24 protein-coding genes are annotated in these 20,719 nt (G+C 63.3%); 13 read left to right on the forward strand and 11 right to left on the reverse strand.

What is annotated here, in order from left to right; genetic code table 11:
* The first annotated feature begins 78 nt into the window (after positions 1–78).
* The 4 genes from C8K66_RS17980 to C8K66_RS17995 all read left to right on the forward strand — a co-directional run bounded on the left by C8K66_RS17980 (position 79) and on the right by C8K66_RS17995 (position 5,240).
* On the forward strand, positions 79–321 hold the full coding sequence (locus tag C8K66_RS17980) for an exodeoxyribonuclease VII small subunit (RefSeq protein ID WP_003176346.1): 243 nt from the start codon (positions 79–81) through the stop codon (positions 319–321).
* Positions 318–1,205 (forward strand): (2E,6E)-farnesyl diphosphate synthase, encoded by an 888-nt coding sequence (ispA, locus tag C8K66_RS17985; protein ID WP_108525555.1) that lies wholly within the window; start codon positions 318–320, stop codon positions 1,203–1,205. Before C8K66_RS17980 ends, ispA begins: the two co-directional genes overlap by 4 nt.
* 110 nt (positions 1,206–1,315) lie before the next feature.
* The gene (dxs, locus tag C8K66_RS17990) at positions 1,316–3,214 is read left to right on the forward strand and encodes a 1-deoxy-D-xylulose-5-phosphate synthase (protein WP_046381896.1); all 1,899 of its coding nucleotides are present in this window, start codon (positions 1,316–1,318) and stop codon (positions 3,212–3,214) included.
* Positions 3,215–3,347: 133 nt separating this feature from the next.
* Complete coding sequence (locus tag C8K66_RS17995; protein ID WP_108525557.1) at positions 3,348–5,240, forward strand: TonB-dependent receptor domain-containing protein; 1,893 nt, start codon at positions 3,348–3,350, stop codon at positions 5,238–5,240.
* A gap of 28 nt (positions 5,241–5,268) precedes the next feature.
* On the opposite strand, the gene C8K66_RS18000 is transcribed toward C8K66_RS17995, so the two are convergent.
* The 10 genes from C8K66_RS18000 to nrdR all read right to left on the reverse strand — a co-directional run bounded on the left by C8K66_RS18000 (position 5,269) and on the right by nrdR (position 12,717).
* The gene (locus C8K66_RS18000; protein WP_108525559.1) at positions 5,269–6,069 is read right to left on the reverse strand and encodes a cobalamin-binding protein; all 801 of its coding nucleotides are present in this window, start codon (positions 6,067–6,069) and stop codon (positions 5,269–5,271) included.
* Complete coding sequence (locus C8K66_RS18005) at positions 6,066–6,485, reverse strand: nuclear fragile X mental retardation-interacting protein 1 (protein ID WP_046482536.1); 420 nt, start codon at positions 6,483–6,485, stop codon at positions 6,066–6,068. Before C8K66_RS18005 ends, C8K66_RS18000 begins: the two co-directional genes overlap by 4 nt.
* The gene (gene ribA, locus C8K66_RS18010) at positions 6,482–7,099 is read right to left on the reverse strand and encodes a GTP cyclohydrolase II (protein ID WP_017849574.1); all 618 of its coding nucleotides are present in this window, start codon (positions 7,097–7,099) and stop codon (positions 6,482–6,484) included. Before ribA ends, C8K66_RS18005 begins: the two co-directional genes overlap by 4 nt.
* 142 nt (positions 7,100–7,241) lie before the next feature.
* Positions 7,242–8,207 (reverse strand): thiamine-phosphate kinase, encoded by a 966-nt coding sequence (gene thiL, locus C8K66_RS18015; protein ID WP_079444802.1) that lies wholly within the window; start codon positions 8,205–8,207, stop codon positions 7,242–7,244.
* Between the two features lie 18 nt (positions 8,208–8,225).
* Complete coding sequence (gene nusB / locus C8K66_RS18020; RefSeq protein WP_017849576.1) at positions 8,226–8,726, reverse strand: transcription antitermination factor NusB; 501 nt, start codon at positions 8,724–8,726, stop codon at positions 8,226–8,228.
* Complete coding sequence (gene ribE, locus C8K66_RS18025; protein WP_017849577.1) at positions 8,723–9,199, reverse strand: 6,7-dimethyl-8-ribityllumazine synthase; 477 nt, start codon at positions 9,197–9,199, stop codon at positions 8,723–8,725. Before ribE ends, nusB begins: the two co-directional genes overlap by 4 nt.
* A gap of 88 nt (positions 9,200–9,287) precedes the next feature.
* The gene (gene ribBA / locus C8K66_RS18030) at positions 9,288–10,379 is read right to left on the reverse strand and encodes a bifunctional 3,4-dihydroxy-2-butanone-4-phosphate synthase/GTP cyclohydrolase II (protein ID WP_046381892.1); all 1,092 of its coding nucleotides are present in this window, start codon (positions 10,377–10,379) and stop codon (positions 9,288–9,290) included.
* A gap of 15 nt (positions 10,380–10,394) precedes the next feature.
* Entirely contained in the window at positions 10,395–11,072 is a 678-nt protein-coding gene (locus tag C8K66_RS18035) for a riboflavin synthase (protein WP_017849579.1), read from the reverse strand.
* 47 nt (positions 11,073–11,119) lie between these two features.
* The gene (gene ribD, locus C8K66_RS18040) at positions 11,120–12,256 is read right to left on the reverse strand and encodes a bifunctional diaminohydroxyphosphoribosylaminopyrimidine deaminase/5-amino-6-(5-phosphoribosylamino)uracil reductase RibD (RefSeq protein WP_046381891.1); all 1,137 of its coding nucleotides are present in this window, start codon (positions 12,254–12,256) and stop codon (positions 11,120–11,122) included.
* The gene (gene nrdR / locus C8K66_RS18045) at positions 12,253–12,717 is read right to left on the reverse strand and encodes a transcriptional regulator NrdR (protein WP_026140361.1); all 465 of its coding nucleotides are present in this window, start codon (positions 12,715–12,717) and stop codon (positions 12,253–12,255) included. Before nrdR ends, ribD begins: the two co-directional genes overlap by 4 nt.
* Before the next feature lie 139 nt (positions 12,718–12,856).
* Between nrdR and C8K66_RS18050 the strand changes: the two genes are divergently transcribed.
* From C8K66_RS18050 to trxA, 4 genes are all read left to right on the forward strand, one after another.
* Positions 12,857–13,312, forward strand: a complete 456-nt coding sequence (locus C8K66_RS18050) for a YbaY family lipoprotein (protein WP_017849582.1) — start codon at positions 12,857–12,859, stop codon at positions 13,310–13,312.
* Entirely contained in the window at positions 13,309–13,962 is a 654-nt protein-coding gene (locus C8K66_RS18055; protein ID WP_108525561.1) for a methyltransferase, read from the forward strand. Before C8K66_RS18050 ends, C8K66_RS18055 begins: the two co-directional genes overlap by 4 nt.
* 263 nt (positions 13,963–14,225) lie before the next feature.
* Positions 14,226–15,248: an Abi family protein gene (locus C8K66_RS18060; protein WP_108525563.1), complete on the forward strand. Its 1,023-nt coding sequence runs from the start codon at positions 14,226–14,228 to the stop codon at positions 15,246–15,248.
* A 51-nt stretch (positions 15,249–15,299) separates the two neighbouring features.
* A complete protein-coding gene (trxA, locus tag C8K66_RS18065) occupies positions 15,300–16,172 on the forward strand; it encodes a thioredoxin (protein ID WP_057005478.1) in 873 nt (290 codons plus the stop codon).
* A gap of 101 nt (positions 16,173–16,273) precedes the next feature.
* Here the strand turns inward: trxA and C8K66_RS18070 are convergent, their stop codons facing one another.
* On the reverse strand, positions 16,274–16,624 hold the full coding sequence (locus C8K66_RS18070; RefSeq protein WP_046381888.1) for a hypothetical protein: 351 nt from the start codon (positions 16,622–16,624) through the stop codon (positions 16,274–16,276).
* Between the two features lie 132 nt (positions 16,625–16,756).
* Here C8K66_RS18070 and C8K66_RS18075 point away from each other — a divergent pair, with 132 nt between their 5' ends.
* The 5 genes from C8K66_RS18075 to C8K66_RS18095 all read left to right on the forward strand — a co-directional run bounded on the left by C8K66_RS18075 (position 16,757) and on the right by C8K66_RS18095 (position 20,675).
* Positions 16,757–17,362 (forward strand): DUF2796 domain-containing protein, encoded by a 606-nt coding sequence (locus C8K66_RS18075; RefSeq protein WP_046381887.1) that lies wholly within the window; start codon positions 16,757–16,759, stop codon positions 17,360–17,362.
* 6 nt (positions 17,363–17,368) lie between these two features.
* The gene (locus C8K66_RS18080) at positions 17,369–18,079 is read left to right on the forward strand and encodes an ABC transporter ATP-binding protein (protein ID WP_057005475.1); all 711 of its coding nucleotides are present in this window, start codon (positions 17,369–17,371) and stop codon (positions 18,077–18,079) included.
* Between the two features lies 1 nt (position 18,080).
* Positions 18,081–19,346, forward strand: a complete 1,266-nt coding sequence (locus C8K66_RS18085; protein WP_026140362.1) for an ABC transporter permease — start codon at positions 18,081–18,083, stop codon at positions 19,344–19,346.
* 11 nt (positions 19,347–19,357) lie between these two features.
* Positions 19,358–19,879: a DUF3299 domain-containing protein gene (locus C8K66_RS18090; RefSeq protein WP_046482555.1), complete on the forward strand. Its 522-nt coding sequence runs from the start codon at positions 19,358–19,360 to the stop codon at positions 19,877–19,879.
* 94 nt (positions 19,880–19,973) lie between these two features.
* The gene (locus tag C8K66_RS18095; protein WP_057005474.1) at positions 19,974–20,675 is read left to right on the forward strand and encodes an OmpW family protein; all 702 of its coding nucleotides are present in this window, start codon (positions 19,974–19,976) and stop codon (positions 20,673–20,675) included.
* Positions 20,676–20,719 lie beyond the last annotated feature (44 nt).

Below are 20,719 nucleotides of genomic sequence, written 5' to 3' on the forward strand. Positions count from 1 at the left end.
CAGTCGCCCCGTTCATTTGCCCCCATCCCCCATGTCTGCTAGTGTCGCGCCGGTTTACCGTCTACCGGAATAGCCGCCATGGCCCGCAAAAAAGTTGCACTCGATTTCGAACAATCCCTCGCCGACCTGCAAACCCTGGTCGAGCGTCTGGAGAACGGCGAGTTGTCGCTGGAAGACTCGCTGACGGCGTTTGAACAAGGCATCGGCCTGACCCGCGACTGCCAGAGCGCGTTGGCGCAGGCGGAGCAGAAGGTCCAGGTGTTGCTCGAACGCGACGGGGAGTTGGCCGAAGAACCTTTCGATGCGGAACAGCCCGAATGATCGACGCGTATCAGGCCAGTAGCCAAGCCCGGGTCAATGCGGCGCTGGAGCCCTTGTTTGTTGCGCCAAGCCCGGAAATGAAACGGCTCTACGAGGCCATGCGCTACAGCGTGATGAATGGCGGCAAGCGGGTGCGCCCGTTGCTGGCCTATGCGGCCTGCGAAGCCCTCGGCGCGCCTGCCGAACAGGCCAACGGCGCGGCCTGCGCGGTGGAGTTGATTCACGCCTATTCCCTGGTGCATGACGATTTGCCGGCGATGGACGACGATGACCTGCGTCGCGGCCAGCCGACCACCCATAAAGCCTTTGACGAAGCCTGCGCGATCCTCGCCGGCGATGGCCTGCAAAGCCTGGCGTTCAGCGCATTGCTCGACCCGAGTTTGAGCAGCGTGAATGCCGAGATCCGCTTGCGCATGGTCACCACCCTGGCGGTCGCCGCAGGCCCCGCCGGGATGGTCGGTGGCCAGGCCATCGATCTCGGCTCGGTGGGCCAGAAGCTCGATCAACAGGCCCTCGAACACATGCATCGGCACAAGACCGGCGCCCTGATCGAAGCCGCCGTCCACCTGGGCGCCCTGGCCAGTGGGCGTGCCGAAGCCGCGCAATTGGCGGCCTTGCAGGTTTACTCCGGGGCCATCGGCCTGGCGTTCCAGGTGCAGGACGACATTCTCGACGTAGAAAGTGACACCGCCACCCTGGGCAAACGCCAGGGCGCCGATATCGCACGGGACAAACCGACTTATCCTGCGCTGCTCGGGCTGGATGCCGCCAAGGCTTACGCCCTGGAACTGCGCGACCAGGCCCTGGTCGCCCTGCGACCTTTCGACGCAGCAGCCGAGCCCCTGCGAGACCTGGCGCGGTACATCGTCGAACGTCGTCACTGATAACCGCGGCCATTACAGCCACATATCGGTCAAGTTCGGTGCTCTGCGTGGGCAGTTTGCGATGCTTGAGGTAAACTGCCGCCTCTTCTATACCTATAACGATTCGCCTGATGCCCACGACGTTTCAAGAGATTCCCCGCAAACGCCCGTCCACGCCTCTGCTCGACCGTGCTGTCACGCCGGACGGCCTGCGTCGTCTGGGTGAAGCCGAGCTGGTAACCCTGGCCGATGAATTGCGCCTGGAATTGCTCTACACGGTCGGCCAGACCGGTGGGCATTTCGGTGCCGGCCTGGGCGTCATCGAGCTGACCATCGCGCTGCATTACGTGTTCGACACCCCGGACGACCGGCTGGTGTGGGACGTAGGCCATCAGGCGTATCCGCATAAAATCCTCACCGGCCGTCGCGAGCGCATGAGCACCCTGCGCCAGAAGGACGGCATCGCCGCCTTCCCGCGTCGCTCGGAGAGCGAGTACGACACCTTTGGCGTCGGCCACTCCAGCACCTCGATCAGTGCCGCGCTGGGCATGGCGATCGCCTCGCGCCTGCAAGGCAGCGATCGCAAGGCGATTGCGGTGATCGGTGACGGCGCGCTGACCGCCGGCATGGCCTTCGAGGCGCTGAACCATGCGCCGGAAGTGGACGCCAACATGCTGGTGATCCTCAACGACAACGACATGTCGATCTCGCGCAATGTCGGCGGCCTGTCCAACTACCTGGCGAAGATCCTTTCCAGCCGGACCTACGCCAGCATGCGCGAAGGCAGTAAGAAAGTGCTGTCGCGCTTGCCCGGCGCGTGGGAAATCGCCCGCCGCACCGAAGAATATGCCAAAGGCATGCTGGTGCCCGGCACGCTGTTCGAAGAGCTGGGCTGGAACTACATCGGCCCCATCGACGGCCACGACCTGCCGACCCTGATCGCCACGCTGCGCAACATGCGTGACCTCAAAGGCCCGCAGTTCCTGCACATCGTCACCAAGAAAGGCAAAGGCTTCGCCCCGGCGGAAGTCGACCCGATCGGTTACCACGCGATCACCAAGCTCGACCCCCTGGACGCCCCCGCCGCCGCGCCGAAAAAAGCCAGCGGGCCAAAGTACTCCGGTGTGTTCGGCGAATGGCTGTGCGACATGGCCGCCGCCGACCCGCGCCTGGTGGGGATTACCCCGGCGATGAAGGAAGGTTCCGACCTGGTGGCGTTCAGCGAGCGTTTCCCGCTGCGCTACTTCGACGTCGCCATCGCTGAGCAGCACGCGGTGACATTCGCCGCAGGCATGGCCTGCGAAGGCGCCAAGCCGGTGGTGGCGATCTACTCCACCTTCCTGCAGCGCGCTTATGACCAGTTGGTGCATGACGTCGCGGTGCAGCACCTCGACGTGCTGTTCGCCATCGACCGCGCCGGCCTGGTCGGCGAAGACGGCCCGACCCACGCCGGCAGCTTCGACCTGTCCTACCTGCGTTGCATCCCCGGCATGCTGGTGATGACGCCGAGCGACGAAAACGAACTGCGCAAGATGCTCAGCACCGGCCACCTCTACAACGGCCCGGCCGCCGTGCGCTACCCGCGCGGCACCGGCCCGAACGCAGTGATCGAAAAAGACCTGGCGCCGATCGAAATCGGCAAGGGCATTGTGCGACGCCAAGGCAGCAAGACCGCGTTCCTGGTGTTCGGCGTGCAACTGGCCGAAGCGCTGAAAGTCGCCGAGAAGATCGACGCCACCGTGGTCGACATGCGTTTCGTCAAACCGCTGGATGAAGCACTGGTGCGCGAGATCGCCGCCGGCCATGAACTGCTGGTGACGGTCGAAGAAAACGCCATCATGGGCGGTGCCGGTGCGGCGGTCAGCGAGTTCCTGGCGCGCGAGAACATCCTCAAGTCGGTGCTGCACCTGGGCTTGCCGGATGTGTACGTCGAACACGCCAAGCCGGCGCAGATGCTCGCCGAGTGCGGGCTCGACGAGGCGGGTATCGAGGCGTCGGTCCGCGAACGCATGACACTCCTGGGTTTATAACCCCCCGAGACTTCTGTAGGAGCGAGCTTGCTCGCGAAAAACGTCAACGATGACGCGTGCACTCTGTATGCACGCGGCGTCCTCAGGTTTTTCGCGAGCAAGCTCGCTCCTACAAAAAGCTATGGACCGCTCTATGAATCACCTGCGCCTTGCCCTGCCCTTGCTGCTTCTGCCAGCCCACGACCTGCTCGCCGACAGCCGCGACGCCGCGCTGAAACTCCCCGACGTGGTCATCAGCGCCAACCGCCAGGTCCAGGCGCGCAACGACAGCAGCGCCGCCAACACCGTCTTCACCCGCGACGACATCGACCGCCTGCAACCGACCAGCCTGACCGACCTGCTCAGCCGCGTGCCCGGTGTGCAAGTGGCGCCCACCGGCGGCCGTGGCAGTTTGCCGGGCATCTACCTGCGCGGCACCAAGTCCGCGCAAAGCCTGGTGCTGGTGGACGGCCAGCGCATCGCCAACGCCACCTCCGGCGACAGCGGCCTGCAATACCTGAATGTGGACCAGATCGAGCGCGTCGAAGTGCTGCGCGGCTCGCGCTCGGTGATCTACGGCAGCGATGCAATTGGCGGGGTGATCCAGGTGTTTACCCGGCGCAACGCCGAACAGGGCCTGCAGCCGCGCCTGCGGCTGGGCTTCGGCAGCCACCAGAGCTGGGAGCGTAGCCTCGGGCTGTCCGGCGGCGACGAACACACGCGCTTCAACCTGGGCGCGAGCCTGGATGAAAGCGCCGGCATCAACTCGACACACACCTCGTTTCCCAGCGATGGCGACCATGATGCCTACCGCAACCAGTCCGTCAGCCTGAACCTCAGCCACAGTTTCAGTGACGCGTTGGAAGCCGGTTTCAACCTGCTGGATAGCCGCGGCAAGTCGGAGTACGACAACAGCTTCGGCCGCTACGACGTCGCCACCGGCCAGAGCGTCGGCCAGAAACCCTACACCGACTACGCCGTGAGCAGCGCCAGCGGCTATGTCGACGCCCGCCTCAGCGAACGCTGGCAATCGCGCCTGGAACTGGGCCACAGCGAGAACCGCGACACCAAGCGCGATACCCTCAGCGATGACTTCAGCGTATTCAACACCTACCGCGACTCTGTCAACTGGCAGAACGACCTGACCCTGAATGAGCGCAACAGCTTGATCCTCGGCGGCGACTGGTACGAAGACCGCTTCCACGGCTCCACCACGTTTACCGAAAACAGCCGCTGGAACCGCGCCGCGTTTGTGCAGCATCGTTTCCGCAGCGAGTGGTTTTCCACCGAACTGGGCCTGCGCCATGACCAGAACCAACAGTTTGGCAGCCAGAACAGCTGGAGCGGCACCCTCACCGTGCCGATCAACCCCGACAACGATGTGCTGCTCAGCTACAGCGAAGGCTTCCGTGCGCCGACCTTCAATGACCTCTATTACCCGGACACGCAGTACAGCAACCCGAATCTTCAGCCCGAGACCTCCAAGAGTTACGAGCTGCAATGGCGCAGCCAGCTCGGCGACCACACGCGCCTGGAAACCTCGCTGTACCGCACCGACTTGAGCGACGCGATCATTCTCGACGGCGGCAAACCGCAGAACGTCGCAGCGGCGCGGATCAATGGTTTTGAAGCCGCGCTCAAGCACGAGCTGTTCGGCTGGCAGGGCAACCTGGGCGTTTCGCTGATCGACCCGCGCGACCGCGACAGCGGCCACACCCTCGCCCGCCGTGCGCGGCGCACCCTGAACCTGGACCTGGATCGGCAATTCGATCAACTCGGCGTCGGTGCGAGCTGGCAGGCGATCAGCAGCAGCTACGACGACGAAGCCAATCGCAATCGCCTGGGCGGTTATGCCTTGCTCGGGCTGCGCAGCAGTTGGGCGCTCAGCCGGGAAGTGGCGTTGTCGCTGAAAGTCGATAACGTGCTGGACAAGACTTACGCTCGGGCACGTTACAGCTATGACGATCCGGCGTTCCTGAACAATCAGGACTATCGGGAAGAAGGTCGGGTGTGGAGGGTTGGCGTGACCTGGACGCCGACGCTCTGATAGAAACGTCGGCGTGCCTGCGATTGCGTCAGCGGTTCGGCGCAATCACCTGACACAACCGCGCCAAGGCTTCCAACATCTGCCCGCTCGGCCGTTCCAGGCCTTTGTCCGGCACCAACAGCAAACGCCCCTGCGCCACCGCCGCCAGCTGCGGCCAGGCTTTCCAGGCATCCAACTGCGGTTGATCCGCCGCCAGAATCACCTCGGGGTTGCGCTGCAGCACCGACTCGACGCTGACCTGCGGCGCGGGCAGCGTGAGGTCGTCGAACACATTGCGCGCGCCGCACACACTCAGCGCATCGCTGATGATCTGCCCACCGCCCACGGTGTACAAAGGCGGGCTCCACACTTGGTAAAACACCCGCAAGGGTTCGGCACGCTGATAGCGCTGGCGCAACCCGGCCAGGCGCTGGCGCAACTGCGCAGACAATTGCCGGCCGGCGTCGGCGCGCCCCAGTTGCTCGGCGATGGCCTGGACCTGCTGGGTCAGTTGTTCGAGGTTATGGGGTTCGGCGACGTAGACCGGGATATTCAGGCGCTGCAACTGTTCACGCTGGGCCGGGCCGATGCTGCCGGGCCAGAGCAGGATCAGGTCGGGCTTGAGGCTGAGCAAGCGCTCGATGTTCAATTGCCCATAGCGCCCGACCGACGCGACCTTCGCCAGCGCCGCTGGCCGCTCGCCGCCGTCGAGCACGCCCACCAACAGGTCGGCAGCGCCCAGTTCAACCACGATTTCCGACAGCGACGGCGCCAGGCTGACCACCCGCTCGACCGCCAGGGCCTGGGCAGCGAACGCCAGCAGCAGGAGCGCCAGCCAGCGAGACTTCATCCCAATTGACGCGGGATGCGGTAGAGGTAAAACAACACCAGGGTCGACAATGCCAGCAGGAACAACGGCACCGCTTCCAGGCCGACGAATACCGCCAGCGCACCGACCCAGGCGGGCACGGAGGCAATCAGCAACGCCGTGCGCCGACGGGCGGCGAGGGTGATCCAGGCCGCCGGCTCTTCTGCGGTATCGAGGGCTTTAGAGGTGGCGATCAACGCATGTTTATAACCATGAAAATAGCGCAGGCTGAGAAACATCGAGGCCACGCCGGCAATGAAGAACGGCATGGCCAGCACCGGCAACAGCGGTTCGGCCTGAGCGAACACCAGGTTGATCACGAACAATGGCAGCAACGCCAGCGCCAGGTACTGCCACCAATTGAAGGACAGTCGCCGTTTCACCTGGCCTCGAGTCACGCGCGGTCGACCTCGCCCTGGTGCTCGTTACCCATCATGTGGTCGAGCTTGCTGGCTTTGGTCGCCAGGTAGAGCTTGTTGTGCGGGTTGTGCCCGGTGTGCAGCGGCACGCGCTCGGCGACGGTGATGCCCATCTCGGTCAAGGCTTTGACCTTGCGCGGGTTGTTGGTCATCAGGCGCAGGGATTTCACGCCCAGGTGCTCCAGCATCGGCAGGCAGATGCCGTAGTCACGCTGGTCGGCGGCAAAGCCCAGGCGCTCGTTGGCTTCAACGGTGTCCGCGCCGCCGTCCTGCAACTCGTAGGCGCGGATTTTATTCAGCAGGCCAATGCCACGACCTTCCTGGCGCAAGTACAGCAAGATGCCGCGGCCTTCATGGGCGATGGCGCGCATCGCCGCTTCCAGTTGCGAACCACAGTCGCAGCGCTGGCTGAACAGCGCGTCGCCGGTCAGGCACTCGGAGTGGATGCGGCCCAGTACCGGCGCGCCATCGGCGATATCGCCCAGGCTGAGCACGACGTGCTCGCGCCCGTTGGCTTCTTCGAGGAAGCCATGCATGGTGAACATGGCAAAAGGGGTAGGCAGCTTGGAAGCAGCGACGAAAACGACGGGCACCGTGTGCTCCTGATTTCAGATTTCACAGAGGCGGGCATTGTAACAGCACGTTCCTACAGACGCTTAAGCTGAATTATCGTTGATAAAGATCAATCGGCTCGATTGGCCTTCGTCTCGGTTCTATGCAGGTCTGAATGCTGACTCAGGGCGTCTCGCGAAAATGTTGATAACCGCGAACGGCCGGGGTGATGTCGCGCCCGTTCGCGTCGAGCAGCGTCACGCCCTGCCCCGCCTCGACCCGGCCGATCACATGCACCGGCCAGCCGCCCGCCAGCAACGGTGCCAGCGCGGCCGGTGGCAGGGTGAACACCAACACATAGTCGTCGCCGCCACTCAAGGCCGCCACCCGCGCCGCGTCATCGCCGACAAACGCGAGCAAGGCCTTGGATAACGGCAGTCGCTGGCGCTCGACCAGCAGGCTGACAGCCGATGCCTTAGCGATATGCCCACAATCGGCCAGGAGCCCGTCGGAAATATCCATTGCAGACGTCGCCTTGCCCCGAAGGGCAACGCCCAGGGCCAACTGCGGTTGCGGCGACCAGTAATGCGCCAGCAGCGGGTCGGCGATGCCGGCCTCGGCGCTGCGCTGGCCCAGCACCAACGGCAGCGCTCCCGCCGCGTTGCCCAATTCCCCGCCCACACACAGCAAGTCACCCGGCCGCGCACCGCTGCGGGTCAACGCTTGCCCGGCCGGCACACGGCCGAACACGGTCATGGTCAGGCTCAGCGGCCCGCGCGTGGTGTCGCCGCCGACCAGGCCCACGCGGCAGCTCTGCGCCATGGCGTTCAAACCCTGGGCATAGCGTTGCAGCCAATCGGCATCGACGGTGGGGGTTGTGAGGGCCAGGGTAAACGCGATGGGGTCGGCGCCCATGGCGGCCAGATCGCTCACCGCCACGGCCAGCGAGCGCTGGCCGAGCAGGAACGGATCACAGGGGTCGGCGAAATGCACGCCGGCCACCAAGGTATCGGTGGAGATTGCCAACTGCTCCCCGGCGGGGAGCGCCAGCAAGGCGCAGTCATCGCCGATCCCCAGGGCAATGCCCTCGCCGCCCTGCGCACAAGGCGCGGCGGCGAAGTATTTGCGGATCAGCTCAAACTCGCCCATCGAGAACTCAAGCGCGGATCAGCGCTTGTGTTCCTTCACTTCGGCTTCGCGCAGGCGCGGGGCCAGCTTGTCGAGCACGCCGTTGACGAACTTGTGACCGTCGGTCGAACCGTAGACTTTCGCCAGTTCGATGCCTTCGTTGATCACCACGCGGTACGGCACGTCGACGCGCTTGAGCAGTTCCCAGGTGGACAGGCGCAGTACGGCCAGTTCAACCGGGTCCAGCTCGTCGAGGGTCAGGTCCAGGCACGGTGCCAGCGCGATGTCGATCTCGGTCTTATTGGCCGGGACGCCGTGCAGGATGTCGTGGAAGTAGCTGGCATCGACGTCACTGAAATCGTTATCGACGCGAAATTGCGCTTCGATTTCGTTCAGCGAGGTTTTCGCCATGTGCCACTGATACAGCGCCTGGGTCGCAAGCTGACGCGCTTCGCGACGCTTGACGCTCTTGGACGGCTTGCCGGCGTCGGCTGGGCGTGGGTCGCGCGGGTTGAAACGATCGCTCTCGTCGGAAATCACTTGGCCTCCAACTGCGCCAGCAGGCTGACCATTTCCAGGGCGGACAGGGCAGCTTCAGCACCTTTGTTACCGGCCTTGGTGCCGGAACGTTCGATGGCTTGTTCGATCGAATCCACGGTCAGCACGCCGAATGCAACCGGTACGCCGAACTCCATGGACACCTGGGCCAGGCCCTTGGTGCATTCGCCAGCCACGTATTCGAAGTGCGGCGTACCGCCACGAATGACCGCGCCCAGGGCGACGATCGCCGCGTATTCACCCCGTTGCGCAACTTTTTGCGCAACCAGTGGAATTTCGAAGGCGCCAGGGGCACGGATGATGGTGATGTCGCTCTCGCTCACACCGTGGCGAACCAGGGCGTCCACGGCACCGCTTACCAGGCTTTCAACCACGAAGCTGTTGAAGCGGCCAACCACCAGGGCATAGCGGCCTTTGGGGGCGATGAAGGTACCTTCGATGGTCTTCAGGGTCATTCGACAAATCTCTTAAAGAGCCGGGACGCGAAAAGTGCGTCCCTCAGTGATGATTTAACCGCGAACAAGGGGCGAAAATCGCCAGCCTTTATTCGGAGGGCACGTATTCTACAACTTCCAGGTCGAAACCGGATATCGCATTAAATTTCATCGGTGCGCTCATCAGGCGCATTTTGCGCACGCCGAGGTCACGCAGGATCTGCGAACCGGCACCGACGATGCTGTAGGTGGTCGGCGTTTTGACCTGGGTTTGCTCGGCGGACTCACGAATATGCGCGAGCAATACGTCGCCATCCACCGGGTTGCCCAACAGCAATACCACCCCGCTGCCGGCCTCGGACACCGCGGCCATCGCGGCGCGCAGGCTCCAGCGCCCGGGTTGCTTGACCATCAACAGGTCGCGCAGCGGGTCCATGTTATGCACGCGCACCAGGGTCGGTTCGTCGGCGCAGATGGTGCCCAGGGTCAGCGCCATGTGAACGTCGCCTTCCACCGAATCACGGTAGGTCACCAGGTTGAATTGGCCCAGTTCGCTGTCCAGCGGCTGCTCGGCAATCCGCTGAACGGTACGTTCGTGGATCATCCGGTAGTGAATCAGGTCGGCAATCGTGCCGATCTTGAGGTTGTGTTGGGCGGCAAAGGTTTCGAGTTCGCTACGACGGGCCATGGTGCCGTCGTCGTTCATCACTTCGCAAATCACCCCGCTCGGCTCGAAACCGGCCATGCGCGCCAGGTCGCAGGCGGCTTCGGTGTGGCCGGCGCGGGCCAGGGTGCCGCCCGGCTGGGCCATCAGCGGGAAGATGTGGCCCGGGCTGACGATGTCTTCGGCCTTGGCGTCTTTCGCGGCGGCCGCTTGCACGGTGCGCGCACGGTCGGCGGCGGAGATCCCGGTGGTCACGCCGGTGGTGGCCTCGATCGATACGGTGAACTTGGTGCCGAACCCGGAACCGTTGCGCGGCGCCATCAGCGGCAGCTTGAGCAACTCGCAGCGTTCGCGGCTCATGGGCATGCAGATCAACCCACGGGCGTGCTTGGCCATGAAGTTGATGTGCTCCGGCTTGCACGCCTCGGCGGCCATGATGATGTCGCCTTCGTTCTCACGGTCTTCGTCATCCATCAGGATGACCATCTTGCCTTGGCGGATATCTTCAACCAGTTCTTCGATGCTATTGAGCGCCACAGGGCACCCCCTTGGTCAGGATTTCAGGTAGCCGTTAGCGGCCAGAAAACTTTCGGTGATGTTACTGGCAGGCTTTTGTCGAGAGTCAGACTCTGCGGCCTTATCGCCCATAAGCAGGCGCTCCAGGTAACGGGCAAGCAAGTCGACTTCCAGGTTCACCCGGCGACCTGGCTGGTACGACGCCATGATGGTTTCGCTCAGGGTGTGGGGAATGATGGTCAGTGCGAATTCGGCGCCATCCACGGCGTTCACGGTCAGGCTGGTGCCATCGACGGTGATCGAGCCTTTGTGGGCGATGTATTTGGCCAACTCCTTGGGCGCGCGGATGCGGAACTCCACGGCGCGGGCGTTTTCGCTGCGCGCCACTACTTCGCCGACGCCGTCGACATGGCCGCTGACCAGATGACCGCCCAGGCGCGTGGTCGGGGTCAGGGCTTTTTCCAGGTTGACCGGGCTGCCGGCCTTGAGGTCGCTCATCGCCGTGCAGTCCAGGGTTTCCCGGCTGACATCGGCGGCAAAGCCGTTGCCCGGCAAGTCGACGACGGTCAGGCACACGCCGCTGACGGCGATGCTGTCGCCCAGCTTGACATCGCCCAGGTCGAGCTTGCCAGTGTCAACCAGCAGGCGCACGTCGCCGCCCTTGGGGGTCATGGCACGGATGCTGCCGATGGATTCGATAATGCCGGTGAACATGGCCTTCTCCTGGAAAACGGTGCGGGCGTTTGAGCGCCCGGTCAGAATTATACGCTCGCTGCTGGCACAGGGATGGCAGTGACTCGCCAGTCATCGCCCACAGCGCGCATTTCAGTGATCTTGAGTTGGGGCGCGTCGGCCAGTTTCTCAAGCGGCCAGTCCAGCAAAGGCCGGGCTGCGGAGCCGAGGAACTTGCCGGCGACGAAAATCACGTATTCGTCCACCAGGCCCTGCTGGGCGAACGCGCCCGCCAGGCTTGGCCCGGCTTCCACCAGCACGTCGTTGACGCCACGGGCCGCCAACGCCACCAGCGCCGAGCGCAGGTCGACCTGGCCATCGACACCGGGCACCACCAGGCACTCGGGGCCACGGGGGAACTGGTTTTCCGCAGTGACACAGGTGATGACCAGCGCCGGGCCGGCCTTGAAGAACGGCGCATTGAGCGGCACCCGCAGGCGGCCGTCGATCAATACGCGCAGCGGCGGACGCGACATGGCCAGCGCGGTGGTTTCTGCGTCCAGGCCGAGTTCGGCGGCGCGCACGGTCAGGCGCGCACCATCGGCCAGCACGGTGTCGGCGCCGGTCAGCACTACGCTGGCCTCGGCGCGCAGGCGCTGCACGGCGGCGCGGGCGGCGGGGCCGGTGATCCATTGGCTCTCGCCGCTGGCCATCGCGGTGCGGCCGTCCAGGCTCATCGCCAGCTTGACCCGCACAAACGGCAGGCCGTGTTCCATGCGCTTGAGGAAACCTTTATTGAGCGCCCGCGCTTCCACTTCGAGCACACCGCTGCGCACTTCGATGCCGGCCTGGGCCAAACGCTGCATACCGCGCCCGGCGACGTCCGGGTTGGGGTCCTGCATCGCCGCGACCACCCGCGCCACCCCGGCACTCACCAGCGCATCGGCGCACGGCGGGGTATGGCCGTAATGGCTGCAGGGTTCCAGGGTGACATAGGCCGTGGCGCCGCGGGCTTTGTCAGCGGCCGCGCGCAAGGCATGCACTTCCGCATGGGGCTCGCCGGTACGTACATGCCAACCTTCGCCGACGATCTGCCCATCGCGCACAATCACACACCCCACACGCGGGTTGGGATGGGTGGTGTACAGGCCGTTGCGCGCCAGTTCGAGGGCGCGGGCCATGTAATGGGCGTCGAGGATGGCCTGTTCAGCAGACGGTGGGTTCATTTTTTGATCGGCTCACGGGCCAGGCGGTCGATCTCTTCGCGGAACTCATTGAGGTCCTGGAAACGTCGATACACCGAAGCGAAACGGATATAGGCGACTTCGTCGAGCTTTTGCAGCTCGCCCATCACCAGCTCTCCAACCACCAGGGACTTGACCTCGCGCTCGCCGGTCGCGCGCAACTTGTGCTTGATATGCGCCAGCGCCGCCTCCAGCCGCTCGACACTCACCGGGCGTTTTTCCAGGGCGCGCTGCATACCGGCGCGCAATTTGTCTTCGTCGAAAGGCTGGCGGCTGCCGTCGGATTTGATCAGGCGCGGCAATACCAGTTCGGCGGTTTCGAAGGTGGTGAAACGTTCACCGCAGGCCAGGCATTCGCGCCGGCGACGCACTTGATCGCCCTCGGCGACCAGACGCGAGTCAATGACCTTGGTGTCGTTGGCACCGCAGAAGGGACAGTGCATGGTGGCAGGCAACAAAAAAAGGGAGGGCCATGGTAGCGCATCCCCGTGGCAAGACAAGCCATAGCCTTTACGGTATATAGGCTGACGATTATGTTTCCTGTTTTTTAAGCCACGGATTTTGTCCTTTCTGGAGCCGTACATGCAGTTACGACCACTCGTTTTACTCACCTTGTTCGGTTTTCTGGTCGCCTGCAGCAGCGAAGCCCCAAAACCTTCGACGCCGCAGCCTCAGCCGGCGCAAGAGAAAAAAGTCCCCGGCATCGAAGACCTCGGCCCGCTGCCGGCCTACCAGCGTGAGATCAACGGCAGCCTGACCAACGTGCCCGCCGGCGCCGAAGTCGAAATGGCGCTGTTGGTGATCGACGACCGCAGCCGCCCGCAACAACTGCTCGCCAGCAGCGTGCTGAGCGGCAACGGCAAGCCCCTGGCCTTCCGCCTGCGCTTCAGCCCCGACGCGTTCCCGGCCGGTGCGCGGGTCGAACTGCGCGGGCGCGCCAGCCAGTCCGGCCAACTGATCCTGCACCTGCCCGCAGTACGCATCACCCAGGCCATCACCCAGACCACCGGCCCCCTGCAACTCGTCAAGGCACCATGACGCCACCGCTCGACCTGCAACGGGCGCTGAGCGCCCTGATCGGCGACGCACAGCTGGTGCCCTGCCCGTTGCCGGGCACCGACCTGGCGTTGTGGCTGCTCGACGCCGACAACATGGACCGCGCCTTCAGCCCCGAAGAAACCCGGCGCATCCTGCATGAGCCGCCCTACTGGAGTTTTTGCTGGGCCAGCGGCCTGGCACTCGCACGCTACCTGGCGGCGAACCCGGAATGGGTCGCGGGCAAGCGCGTGCTGGATTTCGGCGCCGGCTCCGGCGTCGCCGGGATTGCCGCCGCCAAGGCCGGCGCGCAGGAAGTGGTGGCCTGCGACCTGGACCCACTGGCATTGGCGTCCTGCCGTGCGAATGCCGAACTCAACGGGGTTGAACTGGGCTATTCGACGGACTTTTTCGCCGAGGCCGACCGCTTCGACCTGATCCTGGTGGCCGACGTGCTCTACGACCGCGCCAACCTGCCGCTGCTCGACCAGTTCCTCACGCGCGGGCGTGAAGCACTGGTGGCGGACTCGCGGGTGCGGGACTTTCAGCATCCGGATTATCAGCGCCTGGCGATACTCGATGCCCTGACATTGCCGGACTTGGCCGAGCCTTGGGAGTTTCGCAAGGTGAGCCTGTACCATTCGCGGCGTTAAACCTCTGCGTTACACATTTTCAGCAATGGATTGGTTGAGACAGCAAAAGGCGAGGCATGGAAAATGCCCTCCTTTCGCACGCGGCTTGGACAATCGACCTGCATGCTTTTCCAAACAATTCCATTCATTGCTGGCCATGCAAAAGTCTTGCAAAAAGTCGGGCGGCTACCTAACCTTCGCCGCAATACACCCGCCATGCCTCTGGTTGCGTCAGTAGCCAAGCACAAATTGTGCGGGTTTTTTATGACCGGTACTTTTTGGGCATGAGGCGGTTCAGCAAGCCCGCCATTGACGTTCCTGCCCAATTGGAACTACTCAAGCGCCGCGGGTTGACGATTCAGGATGAGGCTCGTGCCGAGCTTTTTTTGCGGTCGGTCAGTTTCTTCCGATTAAGCCCTTATATGCGGCCCTTCCAGCAACCGGAAGATATCAACCATTGCTTTCGCACAGGTATCCAATTTCGCCAGTTAACCCGCCTCTACGACTTTGATCGACGGCTTCGTTTACTGACCATGGATGCCCTTGAGAGAGTCGAAATTGCATCACGCGCTGTCATCAGCAACCACATGGGCCCTACCCATGGCAGTCACTGGTATATCAACCCATTGATGTTCCACCAGGCGTTCGATCATCAGCGGCTGCTGACGACGCTGTCCATCAAACAGTCCGCCGCAATACGTGACTTCCAGCGCGAATGCGAGCGCATCGATAGATCGCGCGCAGACGCCCAGAGAAAGAGCCTCCTTAAACGCCAGAGGGCAAAGGAAAGTTATGCCCGTCACTACCCGACAACTTATGCCCATCCTGCTCTTATGCCGGGCTGGGCCATGCTGGAAGAGCTGACGTTGGGTGATTTATCCCATTTATATAAAGGGCTGGCCAAAGACATGGATAAAAAGGCCATCGCCAGGCGCCTTGGGCTGGCGGCACCACTGATGCAATCCTGGCTGCACACACTGACCACTATCCGAAACATCTGCGCCCATCATTCGCGAATGTGGAATCGAGAACTGGGGATTCGTCCCGAGCTGCCGAAAAAAGCCATTTTTCCGTGGCCCACACATCTGGTTCAACCAGGACCGCATGCCCGTATTTTTTCAGTACTGTGCATTCTTAATCATCTGATGCAGATGGTGAGCCCTCACACTCGTTGGGGAGAGCGCCTGTATCACTTGCTCAGAGAGTTTCCCGACGTCAGCTTGCAAGCGATGGGGTTTCCTCGCGACTGGTATCAGGACCCTTTTTGGCATATGTCTCGCGGCGAAGCGCCATGCGGCTTCCGATAGCCTGCGCCAGCCCTTATAGTTGCCCCATTCCCGCTTTATTCGAGACGCCCCATGAGTGAGCCCACGCCGTATATCTTCGACGCCACCACCGCCACGTTCGACCAGGCGGTGATCCAGAACTCCTTCGAAAAGCCCGTGCTCGTGGACTTCTGGGCCGAGTGGTGCGCGCCGTGCAAGGCGTTGATGCCGATGCTGGCGAAGATCGCCGAGAGTTATCAGGGCCAATTGCTGCTGGCCAAGGTCGATTGCGAGGCCGAGCAGGACATCGTTGCGCGCTTTGGTATTCGCAACCTGCCGACGGTGGTGCTGTTCAAGGACGGCCAACCGGTGGACGGGTTTGCCGGGGCGCAGCCGGAGTCGGCGGTGCGGGCGATGCTCGAACCTCACGTGCAGATGCCGCCGCCGGCTGCGGCGGACCCGCTGGAGCAGGCTCAGGCGCTGTTTGCCGAGGGCCGTATCAGTGAAGCCGAAGCCGTGCTGGTCGCGCTGCTGGGCGAAGACAACAGCAACGCCGGCGCGCTGATTCTGTACGCGCGCTGCCTGGCCGAACGCGGTGAATTGGGCGAAGCCCAGGCCGTTCTCGACGCCGTCAAGAGCGACGAGCACAAGGCCGCCCTCGCTGGCGCCAAGGCGCAAATCACCTTCCTGCGCCAGGCCGCCGACCTGCCCGACCCCGCCGACCTGAAAAGCCGCCTGGCGCAAAACCCGCAGGACGACGAAGCGGCCTATCAGTTGGCCATTCAGCAACTGGCACGCCAGCAGTACGATGCCGCGCTGGAAGGCTTGCTCAAACTGTTCATCCGCAACCGCAGCTACAGCGAAGGCTTACCGCACAAGACCTTGCTGCAGGTGTTCGAACTGCTGGGCAACGATCACCCGCTGGTGACCGCGTACCGCCGCAAGCTGTTCGCCGCGCTGTACTAATCGCCCTGTAGGAGCGAGCTTGCTCGCGAAAAACTCAAGGACACCGCATTCATTCAGGATGGGCGCGTTGTGATTGACGCTCTTCGCAAGCAAGCTCGCTCCTACAACGGGTCAATCCAGGTATAGAGCGGCGTATCACCGCCGCTGCTGACCTTGACCTGGCCGCTATGGCGCAGGCGCACCAGCAGGCGCTTGCCCGCCGCGGCGTCGCCGGCCAGTCCTTCCAGTTGATCGAGCAATTCCAGCCCGTTGAGCTGGCCGGCGGCGCGCAACAGGTCCTGGGCGTTCTGCCACAGGTCATCGTTCTGCTTGACCGCAACGGCCGGCGCAGCGGTGGCGCTGGGCACCGGCGTCGTCTGCAACTGCGCGCGCAGGCGTGCCCAATCAGCGTCATCCAGCTCCAGAGTCAAGTCCACCGGCAGGTCGCCGACAGTTCCACGAATCCGCAACATCGTCCCTACTCCTGCATTTTTTCCGACGGGCATGCTCCCATGCGGCTTGCGCAACGCCAAGCGGACGGTCAAACTCTCGACACTATTGTTATAAGATCACATAACATAAATTTCATGTTCTGGAGCTTCCCCATGCGCCGTCTGCTGCTTGCTTTGCCGTTTGCCCTGCTGCCACTGGCTATCGCCCACGCCGCTGACGAGCATGATCATGAGCATGCCAGCCTGGGAGCCCATGAACACGGGGTCGGCCGTCTCAACGCGGTGCTCGACGGCCAGGCCCTGGAGCTTGAGCTGGACAGCCCGGCGATGAACCTGGTGGGGTTCGAACACCCGGCCACCAGCGCCGCCGACAAAGCCAAGGTCGCCGCCGTGCGCAAACAGCTGGAAAACCCAGCCGCCCTGTTCAACCTGCCCAAGGCCGCCGGTTGCGTGGTCAGCACCCAGGAACTCAACAGCCCGCTGTTCGGCGACAAGCCTGAAGCCGAGCACGATGACGACGATGACGACCACGCCACCGCCGACAAAGACGCGGCCGCCCACGAGCACCATCACGACCACAGCGAAATCCACGCCCACTACCAGTTCACCTGCGCCACGCCGACGGCCTTGAGCAACCTCGACCTGAGCCAAGTGTTCAAGACCTTCCCCGCCACCCAGAAAATTCAGGTACAACTGATCGGCCCGAGCGGCCAGCAAGGTGTGGAAGCGACGGTCACAGCAGCCACCCTGAAGTTCTGAGTAGCCATGAGCCACGCATTGATCGAACTGTCCGACCTGGGCTTCAACTGGCCCGGACACCCGCCGTTGCTGGACATCCCCGCGTTCCGCCTGGAACCGGGGGAGACCCTGTTTCTCAAGGGCCCCAGCGGCAGTGGCAAGACCACCCTGCTCGGCCTGCTGGGCGGCGTGCAGACACCCGGCCGAGGCAGCATCCGTCTGCTCGGCCAGGAGTTGACCGACCTCTCGGCCGGTGCCCGCGACCGTTTTCGCGTCGACCACACCGGCTACATCTTCCAGCAGTTCAACCTGCTGCCGTTCCTGTCGGTGCGCGAAAACGTCGAGTTGCCGTGCCACTTTTCCAAGCTGCGCGCGCAGCGGGCCAAGCAGCGCCACGGCAGTGTCGACCAGGCCGCCGCGGCGTTGCTGGCGCACCTGGGGTTGAAGGACAGCGCCCTGCTGGAGCGCCGCGCCGACTCGCTGTCGATCGGCCAGCAACAACGGGTGGCCGCCGCCCGTGCGCTGATCGGCCAGCCGGAGCTGGTGATCGCCGACGAACCCACCTCGGCGCTGGACTACGACGCCCGCGAAGCCTTCCTGCAACTGTTGTTCGCCGAATGCCGCGAGGCCGGCGCCAGCCTGTTGTTTGTCAGCCATGACCAGAGCCTGGCTCCGCTGTTCGACCGTCACCTGTCGCTGGCCGAACTCAATCGCGCCGCCACGCCCGCAGAGGTTTGAGATGTATCTGTTCCGTCTAGCCATGGCCAGCCTGGCTAACCGCCGCTTTACCGCGATCCTCACCGCCTTCGCCATCGCCCTTTCGGTGTGCCTGCTGCTGGCGGTGGAGCGGGTACGTGTTGAAGCGCGCAACAGTTTCGCCAGCACCATCAGCGGCACCGACCTGATCGTCGGCGCGCGCTCCGGCTCGGTCAACCTGCTGCTGTATTCGGTGTTCCGCATCGGCAACGCCACCAACAATATCCGTTGGGACAGCTACGAACACTTCGCCGCCAACCCGCAGGTGAAATGGGCGATTCCGATCTCCCTCGGCGACTCCCATCGCGGCTACCGGGTGATGGGCACCAACGAATCCTATTTCGAGCACTACCAGTACGGCCGCAAGCAACACCTCGAACTGGCCAGCGGCCGCGCCTTCGCCACCGATCCGTTCGAAGTGGTACTCGGCGCCGAAGTGGCCGAAGCGCTGCACTACAAGCTCGGCGATCAGTTGGTGCTGGCCCATGGCGTGGCCGTGGTGAGCCTGGTCAAGCACGATGACAAACCGTTCACCGTGGTCGGCATCCTCAAGCGCACCGGCACCCCGGTGGACCGCACACTGCATATCAGCCTCGGCGGCATGGAGGCGATCCATATCGACTGGCACAACGGCGTGCCGGCCCAGGGCAAAGGCCGCATCAGTGCCGATCAGGCGCGCAACATGGACCTGACCCCGCAGGCGATCACCGCCTTCATGCTCGGCTTGAACAACAAGATCTCCACCTTCGCCCTGCAACGCGAGATCAATGAATTCCGTGGCGAACCAATGCTGGCGATCCTGCCCGGCGTGGCGCTGCAAGAGCTGTGGAGCATGATGGGCACCGCCGAAAAAGCGCTGTTCGTGATCTCGCTGTTCGTGGTGCTGACCGGTTTGATCGGCATGCTCACCGCGATCCTCACCAGCCTCAACGAGCGTCGTCGCGAAATGGCGATCCTGCGTTCGGTGGGCGCGCGGCCGTGGCATATCGCGACGTTGCTGATCTTCGAAGCCTTCGCCCTGGCGCTGTCCGGTGTGATCGCCGGCGTGGGTCTGCTGTACGTGTGCATCGCCGCTTCACGCGGGTACCTGCAGGCCAACTACGGCCTGGACCTGCCGATGGCCTGGCCCAGCGAGTATGAATGGAGCTTGCTCGCCGGTATCCTCGCGGCGGCGCTGTTGATGGGCAGCGTGCCGGCGTGGCGGGCCTATCGACAATCCTTGGCCGATGGCCTGTCCATACGTTTATGAGGAAGGCTTCGATGCGTCGTGCCCTGTTTGCCCTGTTGTTGCTGCTGGCCGCGCCCGCCTGGGCGGAGGATCAGCCCAAGGATTTGTCCTGGCAGGAGATGATCCCGGCGGACGCGCCGCCGGAAATCCCCAATATGAAACCGCTGCACGACCTGTCGAAAATGGCCGATGCGTTATCGGTGGAGGCCGCGCCAGCGGCCAAGCAGGACTTGCCCAACGCACCGGTGGTGCCAAGCCTCGACGGCCGGCATATCCGCCTGCCGGGCTACATCGTGCCGCTGGAAGTCAGTGAAGAAGGCCGTACCACCGAGTTCCTGTTGGTGCCGTATTTCGGCGCGTGCATTCACGTACCGCCACCGCCGTCGAACCAGATCGTGCATGTGAAAAGCGAAGTCGGCGTGAAACTCGACGAGCTGTATCAGCCGTATTGGATCGAGGGCGTGATGCAGGTCAAACCGTCCTCCAGTGAGCTGGCCGACGCCGGCTATCAGATGGATGCCGAGAAGATTTACGTCTACGAATTGCCGGAATAGCGCTTATCACCCATTCATTGAGCTGCGTCAAAAGACCGAACGGAACGATCTTTACCATTGGATGTACAACCTTTAAACGTCCTCTGGAGCTCCCATGAACAATAAGTCTCTGCTCGGCGCGTCACTCTTCGCGCTCGCCCTCGCCGCCCCCGTTGCCCACGCTTACGAGGCCGGTGACATCCTGATTCGTGCCGGTGCGATTACCGTGAACCCGAACACAGACAGCGGTAACGTCAAAGTTGACCAGGGCCCATCGACCGGCGCCAACCTGGGCGGCAAGGCGACCTTGAGCAGCGACACGCAACTGGGTCTGAACTTCGCCTACATGTTCAGCAGCCACTGGGGTATCGAACTGCTGGCGGCCACCCCGTTCTCGCATGACGTGAAACTCAAGGGCACTTCCGTAGGCGCAGCCAACGGTAAGCTCGGCTCCCTGAAACAACTGCCGCCAACCCTGAGCGTCGTGTACTACCCGCTGGACAGCGCCTCGAAGTTCCAACCGTATGTGGGTGCCGGTATCAACTACACCTGGATCTATGACGAGAGCCTCAGCGGCAGCGCGAAACAAAGCGGTTTCAGCAACTTCAAGGCCGACAACTCCTGGGGCTGGGCCGCACAGATCGGTGCTGACTACATGATCACCGACAAGTGGATGATCAACGGCCAGGTCCGTTATATCGACATCAGCACCACGGCCACCGTGGAAAACAACGGTCTGGGCCCAGGCACTCGCGCCAAGGTCAATGTTGACGTTGATCCATTCGTTTACATGGTTGGTATCGGCTACAAGTTCTAAGCGATATTTAACAAACACCGCAAAACCAATGTGGGAGGGGGCTT

The organism is Pseudomonas sp. GV105, from assembly GCF_003058185.1.
Lineage (GTDB): Bacteria > Pseudomonadota > Gammaproteobacteria > Pseudomonadales > Pseudomonadaceae > Aquipseudomonas > Aquipseudomonas veronii.